Source organism: Limnohabitans sp. TS-CS-82 (assembly GCF_002943475.1).
In genome coordinates this window covers 345,080-357,712 of the sequence record NZ_PTQX01000002.1, presented here as the reverse complement: position 1 = coordinate 357,712, position 12,633 = coordinate 345,080, and the positions used below count along the sequence as shown (strand labels likewise).

Here is a 12,633-nt window from a genome sequence, read left to right as displayed (position 1 = left end):
AAAGGCCGTGTGAGTGTGTGACCCACACGGCCATCTGGTTTAACGGACCTTGCCGTTCTTCCATGCGTTCAACAATGAGTCGTACGCAATGGTTTCGCCTTTTGGCTTTTCATTCGCCAATTTCTTCCAAGGTGCACCCTTGTCGCTGAGCCACTTGTTGGGGTCAGATTTGGCGTTGAGCTTGGGTGGACACACGGCCATGCCGGAGCGCTCCAAACGTGCCATCACATCGTCCATTTCGTTGGCCAAGTTGTCCATCGCGGCTTGCGGTGTTTTCTCACCGGTCACAGCCACGGCCACGTTTTTCCACCACAACTGAGCCAGCTTGGGGTAGTCAGGCACGTTGGTGCCGGTGGGCGTCCAAGCCACGCGTGCGGGGCTGCGGTAGAACTCCACCAAACCACCCAATTTAGGTGCCATGTCGGTCATGGCTTTGGACTGGATGTCGGACTCGCGAATCGGTGTCAAACCCACGATGGTCTTTTTCAAGGACGTGGTTTTGGCAGTCACGAACTGGGCGTAGAGCCACGCTGCAGCAGTTTTGCTTTCGTCATGGCCTTTGAAGAAGGTCCATGAACCCACGTCTTGGTAGCCGTTTTGCATGCCTTGCTTCCAGTACGGGCCGTTGGGGCCTGGGGCCATGCGCCACTTCGGTGTGCCATCGGCGTTCACCACAGGCAAACCTGGCTTGATCATGTCGGCCGTGAAGGCGGTGTACCAGAAGATTTGCTGAGCAATTTGGCCTTGTGCAGGCACAGGGCCGGCTTCGCCGAAGGTCATGCCAATGGCTTCCTTGGGCGCGTATTGCTTCATCCAGTCCACGTACTTGGTGAGGGCGTAAACAGCAGCTGGTGAGTTGGTGGCACCACCGCGCGCGACCGATGCGCCTTGAGGTGTACAACCATCAGCCGAGGCGCGAATGCCCCACTCGTCCACGGGCTTGCCGTTAGGAATACCGATGTCAGCCGAGCCAGCCATGGACAGCCAAGCGTCGGTGAAACGCCAACCCAGCGAGGGGTCTTTCTTGCCGTAATCCATGTGGCCGTAAATGGCTTTGCCATCGATGTTTTTTACATCGTTGCTGAAGAAGGCGGCGATGTCTTCGTAAGCGCTCCAGTTGAGCGGCACACCCAACTCGTAACCGTATTTGGCTTTGAACTTGGCTTTCAGTTCAGGCTTGGCAAACAAGTCGGCACGGAACCAATACAAGTTGGCGAATTGTTGGTCGGGCAATTGGTACAGCTTGCCGTCCGGTGCTGTGGTGAAACTGGTGCCGATGAAGTCTTTGATGTCGATGCCAGGGTTGGTCCACTCTTTGCCGTTGCCCTTCATGTAATCGGTCAAGTTCATGATCTTGCCGTAGCGGTAGTGTGTACCGATCAAATCGGAGTCGGTGATCCAACCGTCGTAAATGGATTTGCCTGACTGCATGGACGTTTGCAGTTTTTCCACCACATCGCCCTCGCCGATCAGGTCGTGCTTAACTTTGATGCCCGTGATTTCTTCAAAGGCCTTGGCCAGTATTTTTGATTCGTATTCGTGAGTGGCAATGGTTTCGGAGACGACTGAGATTTCCTTCACGCCTTTGGCCTGAAGTTTCTTGGCCGCGTCGATGAACCATTTCATCTCGGCAGCTTGCTGGGTTTTACTCAAGGTCGAGGGCTGGAATTCGCTGTCAATCCACTTCTTGGCAGCAGCTTCATCAGCCCAACCTTGAGACGACAGTGAGCAGGCAACTGCCACTGCGACGACGCTGTAACGCAACTTCATATCTATCTCCTCATTTTTTTGATACCCCTGTGTGAAGGTGCTTTCGGCTCCAGGGGGAAACAAGCCGTCCTTTTCTAGAAAACGAGCGTCAGCCTTTGCGCATGATCCAACCGAGAAGAACCATGGAGAGGACAAAGCTGAACCAAATCGATGGATCAGCTTCCAACGACAAAACTTGAGCCAACCAACCGCTGATGCCGACAAATGCCAAATTCACATAAGCGGCAGACAACAGGCCAATGAACAGGCGATCGCCTCGTGTAGTTTGCATGGGCAAAAAACCTTTGCGCATCAAGGTGGGTGATTTCATTTCCCAGACAGTCATCCCAGTGATCATCAGTCCGATGCAAGAAAAAAATATGGCCACAGGGGTGGTCCACGCCATCCATTCAAACATTGCAGTTCTCCTCTTGAAGCCGCATCAAACGCGACCCATCGCAAAACCTTTGGCGATGTAGTTACGAACAAACCAAATCACGATGGCACCAGGCACGATGGTCAACACACCTGCTGCCGCCAGCGTGGCCCAGTCCATGCCTGACGCCGATACGGTGCGCGTCATGGTGGCCGCAATGGGCTTGGCATTCACGCTGGTCAAGGTGCGTGCCAAGAGCAACTCCACCCAGCTGAACATGAAGCAAAAGAATGCAGCGACGCCCACCCCCGCTTTGATCAAAGGCAAAAAGATCTGCACGAAAAATCGAGGGAACGAATAGCCGTCGATGTAGGCCGTCTCGTCAATCTCGCGAGGAATGCCGCTCATGAAACCTTCGAGAATCCACACAGCCAACGGCACGTTGAACAGCAAGTGCACCAGTGCCACGGCTAAGTGCGTGTCCATTAAGCCCACGGAGCTGTAGAGTTGAAAGAACGGCAGCAAAAACACAGCGGGTGGCGTCATGCGGTTGGTCAATAGCCAAAAGAACACGTGCTTGTCACCCAGAAAGCTATAGCGTGAGAACGCATAAGCGGCGGGTAACGCGACGGTGAGTGACATCACCGTATTCATGCCCACGTAAATCAGGCTGTTGATATAGCCCGAATACCAAGCTGGATCGGTCAAGATAGTTTCGTAGTTAGCCCAGGTGAAATGCTCGGGGAACAAGGTGAAACCAGCCAAGATTTCATTGTTTGTTTTGAATGACATGTTGATCATCCAATAAATGGGCAGCAAAGCAAATACAAGATAGAGCCACAGAAAAACTGTGCGCTTTTGAAATTTTGCTTTATGCATGTCCACCCTCCTTCGGCTCTGTACCGACTTGCTGCATCCAGTTGTACAAAACAAAACAGAACAACAAAATGATCAAGAAATAAATCAACGAGAAAGCCGCAGCAGGCCCTAGGTCAAATTGCCCCACGGCTTTTTGTGTCAAAAATTGCGATAAAAACGTGGTCGAGTTACCGGGGCCGCCACCGGTCAGCACAAAGGGTTCGGTGTAAATCATGAAGCTGTCCATGAAGCGCAACAGCACCGCAATCACCAAGACGCCGCGCATCTTGGGCAACTGAACAAAGCGGAACACATCGAACTTACTGGCGCCGTCAATACTCGCGGCTTGGTAATACGCATCAGGAATAGAGCGCAAACCGGCGTATCCCAATAACGCCACCAATGGCGTCCAATGCCAAACGTCCATTAACAAGACGGTGAACCAAGCATGGTTGGCGTTGCCTGTGTAGTTGTAGGCAATGCCCATGCCTTGAAGCGCTGCGCCCATCAGACCGATATCGGTACGCCCAAAAATTTGCCAAATCGTGCCGACCACGTTCCAAGGAATCAACAACGACAGCGACACGATGACCAGTACCGCCGATGATTTCCAACCCGTTGCAGGCATAGACAAGGCCAACAGAATGCCCAACGGTAACTCCACAGCCAACACCGAAAACGAATAAATCAATTGGCGCAACAACGCGCCGTGTAACTCTTCGTCTCGCATGATCGCAGCAAACCATTCGGTACCCACAAACACGCGACGGTCAGTGGAAATGATGTCTTGCACCGAGTAGTTGACCACCACCATCAAAGGCAAGATGGCCGAAAACGCGACGCACAACAACACGGGCAAAATCAAAAACCAGGCTTTCTGGTTGACGGGTTTGGTGGTCGTGCTCATGCCACGATCTCCTCGTTTTTATAAAAGCATGTATGGGCACCCATAACTTGTAGCCACACGGTTGAACCGGTTTGTACAGATGCACTGTCCGTCGATAAACGTGCTTTGACGGTTTGGCCATGGTGGCTTGCGGTGACGATGTTGTGTGTGCCCACATCTTGAACTTGCGACACCAGCATGGGCAAAGCACCTGGCGTTTGGGCATCTGTCAATGCCACATATTCAGGACGTATGCCTAATTTAATGGCGCCCAACGGCAATGCTGCAGCAGCGTCGAGTACATGTGAGCCCACACGCAAACCGGATGCATCCACCTCGGCGTGCAAAAAATTCATTCCAGGAGACCCAATGAAGTTGCCAACAAATGTGTGGCTAGGCCGCTCGAACAAGTCAGCGGGTGAGCCCACTTGCACAGCTCGCCCACGTGTCATGACCACCACTTGATCGGCAAACGTCAATGCTTCCACTTGATCGTGCGTGACATAAATCAAAGTCAGCTTGAGTTCATGGTGAATTTGTTTAAGCTTGCGACGCAGTTGCCACTTCAGGTGTGGATCAATCACCGTCAAGGGTTCATCAAACAACACCGCCGATACATCTGGGCGCACCAAGCCTCGGCCCAGAGATATTTTTTGTTTAGCGTCTGCCGACAAACCTGCGGCACGCTGGTTGAGTTGGCCGCTCATTTCTAGCATCTCGGCAATTTGGCCCACGCGTTGGTCCATCTTGTCTTTGGGCCACTGACGGTTGCGCAGCGGAAATGCCAAGTTTTCTGCCACTGTCATGGTGTCGTAAATCACAGGGAACTGAAACACTTGTGCGATGTTGCGTTCTTGTGGCGTTGCGTGAGTCATGTCACGCCCATCAAACAGGACATGGCCTTGTGATGGGGTCAGCAAGCCAGACATCACGTTGAGCATGGTGGTTTTGCCACAGCCAGAAGGGCCTAGCAAAGCGTACGCACCACCATCCTCAAACGTCATCTTCAAGGGGAGCAACGCGTAGTCGCTGTCGTGTTGTGGGTTGGCTTTGTAGGCGTGTGCCAAATCGAGGTCAATCCGCGCCATCTCAGTGTCCCTTCGTGCGAGTAGGTGCAAGCAGCAACATGCCTTGCGCATCAAACACATACATTTGCATCGGATTCGCATACACCTGAATCTGCGCTCCCAAATCAAAGTAATGAACACCCGTGAGTTGCGCGACTAAATTACCCATGCCTGTGGCGACGTGCACGAAGGTGTCTGAGCCTGAAATTTCAGCCAATTCCACACGCCCACCGATGGCGATGTCGCCGCTTTGTGCATGGGTGCGAACCGCGCTGGCTCGCATTCCCAAGGTGAGTTGGGGCGTGGCGGTGGACGGCAACGTCAACGCCATCAGCGGCCCACCTAGCAACTGAACACCCGTTGATTGCCGTGTTGCTTTCATCAAGTTCATGGGCGGGTCACTGAAGGCCCGCGCCACGCGTAAAGATTTAGGGTTGTGAAACACCTCGGCTGTAGGCCCGTATTGCAATAACTCGCCTGCATCCATGACGGCGGTATAACCACCCAGCAGCAAAGCTTCACCAGGTTCGGTGGTGGCGTAAATCACAGTGGAGTCGCCGCTGGCAAACAATGCGCCCAACTCCTCGCGTAATTCTTCGCGTAGCTTGTAATCGAGATTGACCAAGGGTTCATCCAACAGCATCAGCGGTGCTCCCTTAGCCAATGCACGCGCCAAGGCCACACGCTGTTGCTGGCCACCAGACAGCTCCGTGGGGTAGCGGTCTAAAAACATGTCGATATGAAGTTTTTCGGCCAAGGCTTGCACGCGTTGGGCGATGTTTTTGTCGCCACGCAGCTTCATGGGCGAAGCAATGTTGTCTCGTACTTTCATCGATGGGTAGTTGATGAACTGTTGGTAGACCATGGCGACATTACGCTCGCGAACAGGAACGCCCACCACATCTTGTCCATCCACCAGCACACGACCAGAACTGGGCACATCCAAACCCGCCATGATGCGCATCAGACTGGTCTTGCCCGCTTGGGTGGCGCCTAGCAGCACCGTTACATTGGCACTGCGAGGCGCTAGGCTCATGTCGTAAAGCCAAGTTTGAGGCCCGACTTTTTTGCTGACACCTTCGAGAGACAACTGCATCACACCACCTTTACGCTTTGAGTTCGTCGACGATCTGTATCGCCTTTTGATAGATTCATTATTGTTCGATACTTTTCTTTTTTTGCTCGGTAATTACCCTACGAATGTTCGTTTTAGTTCGGTTTAAAGTGATGACTCTTCGTTTGTGCATGAAAATCAGAATCTATGAATTCCAATCCACGACAAATTACTTTGCTCAAAGTTGTGCAAGAGCTTGGCTCTGTGACGGTCGAACAACTGGCTGAAAAATTAGGTGTGACCTTGCAAACGGTGCGCCGTGATGTGCAGCGCATGGCGGAGACGGGGCAGCTCACGCGCTTTCATGGCGGCGTGCGTGTGCCCAGCTCAACCACAGAAAACATTGGCCACCAGCAGCGCGTCAACCTCAACTCAGAAGCTAAAACACGGATCGCACGAAGCGTGGCAGCCGCCGTGCCCAACGATTGCTCGTTGATCTTGAACATTGGCACCACCACAGAAGCCATTGCACGTGCCTTGTTGAGGCACACAGGTTTGCGTGTCATCACCAACAACTTGAATGTGGCCAGCATCCTAAGTTCCAACCCCAATAGTGAAGTGATCGTGGTGGGGGGCGTTGTGCGAGGTCGAGATCAAGGCATCGTCGGTGAGGCTGCGGTGGATTTCATTCGTCAATTCAAAGTGGACATTGCTTTGATTGGCATCTCTGGTATTGAATCGGATGGTTCTTTGCGCGATTACGACTACCGAGAGGTCAAAGTTTCACAAACCATCATTTCTCACGCCAGAGAGGTGTGGTTAGCAGCAGACCACAGCAAATTCAACCGACCAGCCATGGTCGAGGTTGGCGCGATTTCACAGATTGATCGTTTGTTCACAGACGCCACACCACCCTCGCCTTTTGGTGCCTTGCTTGCTGAAGCACAAGTACAACTGCACATCGCTGAGTGAACGAACTTTTCGTCAAGAAAGAAGAACACATGACCTACATCCTTGCCCTTGACCAAGGCACTTCTAGCTCACGCAGCATTGTTTTCAACCAACTCGGGCAAATCGTGGCGATTGCTCAGCAAGAGATCACGCAGATTTATCCCAATCCTGGTTGGGTCGAGCATGACCCTATGCAAATCTGGCAGACCCAGTTGGCAACCGCCAAAGAAGTGCTGGCTAAAGCTGGCATCAGCGCCCGTGATGTAGGCGCGCTTGGCATCACCAACCAACGCGAAACCAGCGTGGTGTGGAATAAAAACACAGGTCAACCCATTTACAACGCGATTGTTTGGCAAGACCGCCGAGCCGAACCTGCGTGTGTGGCGTTGCGTGAGCAGGGCCTGAGCGACACCATCCAAGCCAAAACAGGTTTGCTGGTCGATGCTTATTTTTCGGGAACCAAACTCCAATGGATTTTGGATCATGTGCCCCAAGCGCGTGCCCAAGCTGAACGTGGTGAGTTGCTATTTGGCACAGTCGACAGCTGGCTGATGTGGCAACTCAGCGGGGGTGCGGTACACGCCACCGATGTGAGCAATGCCTCTCGCACCATGCTTTTTAACATCCACACCAACCAGTGGGATGCTGAGCTGTTGGCGGCCCTGCGCATACCTGAGGTCATGATGCCCACCGTGCAGGCTTCTAGTGCTCAGTACTGCGAAGTGCGTGCCGATTTGCTAGGACATGCCATTCCTATCGGGGGTGTTGCTGGAGATCAGCAAAGTGCCCTGTTTGGGCAAGCTTGCTTCAGTGCAGGTATGGTGAAGAACACCTACGGCACGGGTTGCTTCATGCTCATGCACACGGGGGCTGATGGCATGCGCTCACAAAATGGATTGATCACCACCAGTGCTGCACAAGCGACGGCGCAACCGCAATTTGCCATCGAAGGTAGCGTTTTTGTGGGCGGTGCAGTGGTGCAGTGGTTGCGTGATGGTTTGGGGGCCATTCGTCACAGCAGTGAGGTACAAGCTTTGGCTGAAAGCGTTCCGGACTCCGGTGGTGTGATGGTGGTGCCTGCATTCACGGGGTTGGGGGCACCGTATTGGCACGCGGATGCACGAGGATCTATCACAGGTCTCACACGCGGCAGCACGGTAGCGCATATTGCTAGAGCCGCATTAGAGAGCATTGCTTTTCAAAGTGCTGCCTTGCTACAAGCGATGAGTCGTGATTTGACCTTGGCGGGTGTTGCCCAAGTGCGTGAACTGCGTGTGGATGGCGGGGCTTGTGTGAACGATTTGTTGATGCAATTCCAAGCTGATTTATTGTGCATTGATGTGGTGCGCCCTGAAGTCGTAGAAACCACAGCACTGGGTGCAGCCTATCTGGCAGGCCTAGCCACGGGGGTTTATAGCAGCACAGATGAATTGAGCGAACTGTGGCGTGTGGAGCGTCGTTTTAGCCCGCAGCGCACGCCTGACTACGCGACCGATTTGATGGCGCAATGGGAACACGCGGTTCGTAAAACAGTGCTTTGAGCCTAACGCGCTCATGCAAACGCGTGCCGCAAAGCGCGCGCGGCATCTAGGTGCGCCGTCAGCGCTTCAGGAATCACGCGGCCCATTTGGATGAAGCTGTGCACCACGCCTTTGTAAATTTCTAAGTCCACAGCCACGCCGCCCAAGCGTAGATGGTCGGCGTAGGTCACGCCTTCATCGACCAATGGGTCGCACTCGGCCAAGCCCAGCCATGCGGGGGCCACGCCCGACACGTCAGCCAACAGAGGTGAAAACCGTGGGTCGTGACGGTCTTCCGCGTTGGGCATGTAGTGGCCGTAGAAGTATTCGATGCTGGCTTTCTCTAGCAAAAAGCCTTTTTCAAAGGTGTGGCTTGAGGCCATGTGCTCCGGCGAACAGCCGGGGTAGAACATGAGTTGCAGCTTCAGGTCAATGCCTGCATCACGCGCGGCAATGGCAGTGGCCGCAGTGAGTGTGCCGCCAGCGCTGTCGCCACCAACGGCAATGCGTGTGGCGTCTAAACCTAGGCTGCTTGCATTGGTGGCTAGCCATTGCAGCGCATCGAATGCGTCGTTGTGCGCGGTGGGAAATGTGTATTCAGGTGCGAGTCGATAGTCCAGCGACACCACGGCACAGTGTGCCAAGTGGGCCAAGTGTTTGCACAAGGCCTCGTGCGTTTCGGGGCTGCCCACGGTGAAGCCACCGCCATGAAAGTACAACAGCACGGGCAAGTTGGGCTTGGCGTGTTCGGCCCACAGCTTGGCGCGCAGTGTCGCCCCGTCGCGGGTGGGGATGTGCAGTGTGTCGTCACGCGCCATTTTTTGTGCGTTCACCTCCAGCACGCCAGCGCCCAAGGCATAGGCTTGTTTGGCTTGCTCAGGCATCAGCAGTGCCATCGGCGGACGGCCTGCTTTGGCAATGGCGTGCAGTACATCACGCATGGCGGGGGTCAACAGGCTTTGCGGGTTACGTGGGTGACTCATCTGGGTTTGCTTTTGTGGCTATGGCTTTTATAGTGTGCCATGGCTCAAATCCTCTACCTCACCAACATCCAGATTGACTTTGGCGTGCTCGCGACCCTTGGGGCGGAGTGTGAAAAGGCCAACATCAAACGACCACTCATCGTGACTGACCAAGGCGTGAAAGCCGTGGGCATTTTGCAAAAGGCGTTAGATGCGTTGCAGGGCTTCGAAGTCGCGGTGTTTGACCAAACGCCATCCAACCCCAACGAGGCCGCCGTGCGCGCCGCTGTCGCGGTGTATCACGCTCATCACTGCGATGGTTTGATTGCCGTGGGCGGCGGCTCTTCCATCGACTGCGCCAAAGGCGTGGCCATTGCTGCCACCCATGAAGGCCCGCTCAAAACCTACGCCACCATCGAAGGCGGGTCGCTCAAAATCACACCAGCCGTTTCGCCCATCATTGCTGTGCCCACCACGGCGGGCACCGGAAGCGAGGTGGCGCGTGGCGCCATCGTCATCGTGGACGATGGGCGCAAGCTGGGTTTTCACTCGTGGCACTTGGTGCCCAAGGCTGCCCTGCTCGACCCAGAACTCACCCTCGGTTTGCCCCCTGCCCTCACCGCTGCCACCGGCATGGACGCGATTGCCCACTGCATGGAAACCTTCATGGCAGCGCCGTTCAATCCACCTGCTGACGGCATTGCGCTTGACGGCCTCACACGTGGCTGGGCGCACATCGAACGCGCAACCAACGATGGCCAAGACCGCGATGCACGCCTGAACATGATGAGCGCCTCCATGCAAGGAGCGATGGCGTTTCAAAAAGGTTTGGGCTGCGTGCATTCGCTCAGCCACAGTTTGGGCGGTGTGAACCCACGTTTGCACCACGGCACCTTGAACGCCATGTTCTTGCCTGCGGTGGTGCGCTTCAATGCGCAAGCCGAGTCGGTGCAAAAAGAGCGCCGCATGCAGCGCATGGCCTATGCGATGGGCTTGGGCGAAATACACCACCCGCTCGAAGCGGCTGAGGCCATTGCCCAAGCCATCAACGCCATGAATGCCCGGTTAGGTTTACCCAAAGGCTTGGCCGAGATGGGCGTTAAAACTGCATGGTTTGACAAAATCATCGAAGGTGCCATGGCAGACCATTGCCACAAAACTAACCCACGCTTGGCCACGGCGCAGGAATACCGCGAGATGCTGCAAGCGGCGATGTAAGCTCGCGCCAAGCGCAGATTACTTAGCCTGCTTCGCCTTGGGCTTCATCTTTGCCGCTTGCGTGCGAAGCGCCGCCTCAAACGCGGTGCGTGCCCAAAACACGGCTTGCTCACGCTCATCCAGCACGGCCTCGGGGGCGGACCAGTAAGACAGCTTCACCGGCTTGTTGCGTTGCATATAAGTAAAGGGCTCAGACCCCGCCGCCTCAAACTGCGCCACGTTGTGCGCATCGGTCTTCAAATACAAACGCCCTGCGGCATACAGCCCAAACATCAAACCATCGTGATAAATGCCCCAGCCACCAAACATGCGGCGGGCGCGGATGGGACCGAATGCGTCAAAGACTTCGTGCAGGTAGTCGATGGATTCGTTCATCGTTGTGCGCTGGAATTCAGGCTTCGTAAGTCGTCAGTACCACATCGGCCGCTTCTGTGCGAAGCGAAATCAACGCTTGATACGCCGCCGAGTTGTGCCAGCCATCAGCATCTGCGAGCGAAGCAAACCGAATCACCACGATGTCGGCATGTGGGCATTCGCCAGACAGCGCACGTACCTGATTGCCACGAAACACCAGCTCGGCATTCCAAGGCGCGAGTGTGGCGGGTACTTTGCTGCGGTACTCGGTCCACAAGGTTTCATTTTTTACATTGATTTGACCGACGACGTAGGCGTGACTCATTTCGCAGGACATGTTGATACACATGCAGCATAAGCTTCGCGACAAGCGCGCAATGTTTCGGTTTTAAAACCTACAACAGGACCAGACTGAATGCATTGGGAGTATGTCGTCGTGCATTGGCGTGCGCAAGTTGGCTCGGTTTTACTTAAATCAATATCAGAAATGCTGTATGCGCAGCCTACGAGCAATAGACTCATTAAGCCCGTGAGAATAAGCGTTGTGGTTGTTTTCATATAAGTTCCTTTGCTTTATAAATTCGACAAGACGTTAGGCAGCGGATTGGCCAGCCACTCTGCAAACTCATCGGCCATCTGCTTACTCGCACTCACGGCCTGTTTCCAAACCTTCACCCGCCCCTCAAAGTCAGTGGCATAGCTCACAAAGTCACTGCGGTCTGGCAGTTTGCCGTTGGGCAAGGTCTTGACCCACTCAGGGTTGGGTGCCAAGACGATGGTGTTGTCTAAAAACGAAGTCGATTTGTGTCGCCACTTCAGAGCTTTGTCTAGCCAACCAGGCACCACGGTTTGTTGAAAGTGCGGATATAGCACCAAGCCGTTGTAGTTGAGGTGCAAGTGGTAGTCGGTGATGCCGCCGTCCCAATACGCGCCTGTGGGCGCATCGGGAATGTCGTGCACGGCTTGCAGCACAAACGGGATGGAGCAACTGGCTTGCAGCGCGGCCATGAAGTTGCGCTCGTTCAGTGCCGTGTGTTGGGTGGCAAAGTCAGACGCATCAAACGGCAGTTCGCCACGGCTAGAAAACACCACGCGTTCTAGCCACGCGCCTATGGCTTTGCGTTGCACGGCATTACACAGATATGCACCTGCGTAGCCCAAGGGCGTGAGCAGCGGGTGCTCGTGGTGCAGGATGTGTTTGCCACGCGAGGTCACCACATGCAGGCGATAGCGTGGGTTGTTCAGCACTTCGCTGACATGGCCACCATAAAACGCTTGCAGGGTTTGACTGAACTCGTCGCTCACCTGCTTGGCGCTGGGGCGTTTTTGGCCTTCGGGTAACTGATAGTTTTGGTGGATGTAGTCGTGTGACAGGCGATCAAAGCCTTGCACGGGGTTATCCAAACACGCCGTGGCCATGCGCCACGCGCCGATGGATGCACCGACCAAATCGATAGGCTGCGTGCTTTGGGGCAACCACTCACCAAACAAAAAACGGTCCAGTGGTCCGAGTATCAAACCCTTGGGCCCACCCGCCGCAGCGGGAATGACGCCAATGTGTTCAGGCTTCAAGCCATTGACCTCGATGTGGGCCAAAGCTTTGGGTCCAGCGTAGATGTGCAGGGCTTTCAACGCGCG

General features: G+C 54.6%; 13 protein-coding genes. 3 read left to right on the top strand and 10 right to left on the bottom strand.

What is annotated here, in order from left to right; genetic code table 11:
- Positions 1 to 39: 39 nt before the first annotated feature.
- From C5F52_RS06040 to C5F52_RS06015, 6 genes are all read right to left on the bottom strand, one after another.
- On the bottom strand, positions 40 to 1,770 hold the full coding sequence (locus C5F52_RS06040; RefSeq protein ID WP_104797431.1) for an ABC transporter substrate-binding protein: 1,731 nt from the start codon (positions 1,768 to 1,770) through the stop codon (positions 40 to 42).
- An 88-nt stretch (positions 1,771 to 1,858) separates the two neighbouring features.
- On the bottom strand, positions 1,859 to 2,167 hold the full coding sequence (locus tag C5F52_RS06035) for a DUF2160 domain-containing protein (RefSeq protein ID WP_104797430.1): 309 nt from the start codon (positions 2,165 to 2,167) through the stop codon (positions 1,859 to 1,861).
- A gap of 24 nt (positions 2,168 to 2,191) precedes the next feature.
- On the bottom strand, positions 2,192 to 3,004 hold the full coding sequence (locus C5F52_RS06030; RefSeq protein ID WP_104797827.1) for a carbohydrate ABC transporter permease: 813 nt from the start codon (positions 3,002 to 3,004) through the stop codon (positions 2,192 to 2,194).
- Positions 2,997 to 3,890 (bottom strand): carbohydrate ABC transporter permease, encoded by an 894-nt coding sequence (locus tag C5F52_RS06025; RefSeq protein WP_104797429.1) that lies wholly within the window; start codon positions 3,888 to 3,890, stop codon positions 2,997 to 2,999. Before C5F52_RS06025 ends, C5F52_RS06030 begins: the two co-directional genes overlap by 8 nt.
- Complete coding sequence (locus C5F52_RS06020; protein ID WP_104797428.1) at positions 3,887 to 4,957, bottom strand: ABC transporter ATP-binding protein; 1,071 nt, start codon at positions 4,955 to 4,957, stop codon at positions 3,887 to 3,889. Before C5F52_RS06020 ends, C5F52_RS06025 begins: the two co-directional genes overlap by 4 nt.
- 1 nt (position 4,958) lies before the next feature.
- Positions 4,959 to 6,032 carry an ABC transporter ATP-binding protein gene (locus tag C5F52_RS06015; protein WP_104797427.1) on the bottom strand — a complete coding sequence of 358 codons (1,074 nt, stop codon included), beginning with the start codon at positions 6,030 to 6,032 and terminating at the stop codon, positions 4,959 to 4,961.
- Positions 6,033 to 6,197: 165 nt separating this feature from the next.
- Here C5F52_RS06015 and C5F52_RS06010 point away from each other — a divergent pair, with 165 nt between their 5' ends.
- Positions 6,198 to 6,962 (top strand): DeoR/GlpR family DNA-binding transcription regulator, encoded by a 765-nt coding sequence (locus C5F52_RS06010; protein ID WP_104797426.1) that lies wholly within the window; start codon positions 6,198 to 6,200, stop codon positions 6,960 to 6,962.
- 29 nt (positions 6,963 to 6,991) lie between these two features.
- Complete coding sequence (gene glpK / locus C5F52_RS06005) at positions 6,992 to 8,482, top strand: glycerol kinase GlpK (RefSeq protein WP_104797826.1); 1,491 nt, start codon at positions 6,992 to 6,994, stop codon at positions 8,480 to 8,482.
- 11 nt (positions 8,483 to 8,493) lie between these two features.
- Here the strand turns inward: glpK and C5F52_RS06000 are convergent, their stop codons facing one another.
- Complete coding sequence (locus C5F52_RS06000; RefSeq protein ID WP_104797425.1) at positions 8,494 to 9,444, bottom strand: alpha/beta hydrolase; 951 nt, start codon at positions 9,442 to 9,444, stop codon at positions 8,494 to 8,496.
- Positions 9,445 to 9,483: 39 nt separating this feature from the next.
- Here C5F52_RS06000 and C5F52_RS05995 point away from each other — a divergent pair, with 39 nt between their 5' ends.
- On the top strand, positions 9,484 to 10,641 hold the full coding sequence (locus C5F52_RS05995; protein WP_104797424.1) for an iron-containing alcohol dehydrogenase: 1,158 nt from the start codon (positions 9,484 to 9,486) through the stop codon (positions 10,639 to 10,641).
- Positions 10,642 to 10,659: 18 nt separating this feature from the next.
- Here the strand turns inward: C5F52_RS05995 and C5F52_RS05990 are convergent, their stop codons facing one another.
- From C5F52_RS05990 to C5F52_RS05980, 3 genes are all read right to left on the bottom strand, one after another.
- The gene (locus C5F52_RS05990) at positions 10,660 to 11,016 is read right to left on the bottom strand and encodes a TfoX/Sxy family protein (RefSeq protein WP_104797423.1); all 357 of its coding nucleotides are present in this window, start codon (positions 11,014 to 11,016) and stop codon (positions 10,660 to 10,662) included.
- A 16-nt stretch (positions 11,017 to 11,032) separates the two neighbouring features.
- Positions 11,033 to 11,320: a DUF1330 domain-containing protein gene (locus C5F52_RS05985; protein ID WP_104797422.1), complete on the bottom strand. Its 288-nt coding sequence runs from the start codon at positions 11,318 to 11,320 to the stop codon at positions 11,033 to 11,035.
- 248 nt (positions 11,321 to 11,568) lie between these two features.
- Positions 11,569 to 12,627: a phospholipase gene (locus C5F52_RS05980; RefSeq protein WP_104797421.1), complete on the bottom strand. Its 1,059-nt coding sequence runs from the start codon at positions 12,625 to 12,627 to the stop codon at positions 11,569 to 11,571.
- Between the last annotated feature and the right edge of the window lie 6 nt (positions 12,628 to 12,633).

Excerpts from the sequence above, each read along its gene's own strand:
- C5F52_RS06040 (WP_104797431.1), bottom strand. The coding sequence starts at position 1,770 with ATGAAGTTGCGTTACAGCGTCGTCGCAGTGGCAGTTGCCTGCTCACTG.
- C5F52_RS06035 (WP_104797430.1), bottom strand. The coding sequence starts at position 2,167 with ATGTTTGAATGGATGGCGTGGACCACCCCTGTGGCCATATTTTTTTCT.
- C5F52_RS06030 (WP_104797827.1), bottom strand. The coding sequence starts at position 3,004 with ATGCATAAAGCAAAATTTCAAAAGCGCACAGTTTTTCTGTGGCTCTAT.
- C5F52_RS06025 (WP_104797429.1), bottom strand. The coding sequence starts at position 3,890 with ATGAGCACGACCACCAAACCCGTCAACCAGAAAGCCTGGTTTTTGATT.
- C5F52_RS06020 (WP_104797428.1), bottom strand. The coding sequence starts at position 4,957 with ATGGCGCGGATTGACCTCGATTTGGCACACGCCTACAAAGCCAACCCA.
- C5F52_RS06015 (WP_104797427.1), bottom strand. The coding sequence starts at position 6,032 with ATGCAGTTGTCTCTCGAAGGTGTCAGCAAAAAAGTCGGGCCTCAAACT.
- C5F52_RS06010 (WP_104797426.1), top strand. The coding sequence starts at position 6,198 with ATGAATTCCAATCCACGACAAATTACTTTGCTCAAAGTTGTGCAAGAG.
- glpK (WP_104797826.1), top strand. The coding sequence starts at position 6,992 with ATGACCTACATCCTTGCCCTTGACCAAGGCACTTCTAGCTCACGCAGC.
- C5F52_RS06000 (WP_104797425.1), bottom strand. The coding sequence starts at position 9,444 with ATGAGTCACCCACGTAACCCGCAAAGCCTGTTGACCCCCGCCATGCGT.
- C5F52_RS05995 (WP_104797424.1), top strand. The coding sequence starts at position 9,484 with ATGGCTCAAATCCTCTACCTCACCAACATCCAGATTGACTTTGGCGTG.
- C5F52_RS05990 (WP_104797423.1), bottom strand. The coding sequence starts at position 11,016 with ATGAACGAATCCATCGACTACCTGCACGAAGTCTTTGACGCATTCGGT.
- C5F52_RS05985 (WP_104797422.1), bottom strand. The coding sequence starts at position 11,320 with ATGAGTCACGCCTACGTCGTCGGTCAAATCAATGTAAAAAATGAAACC.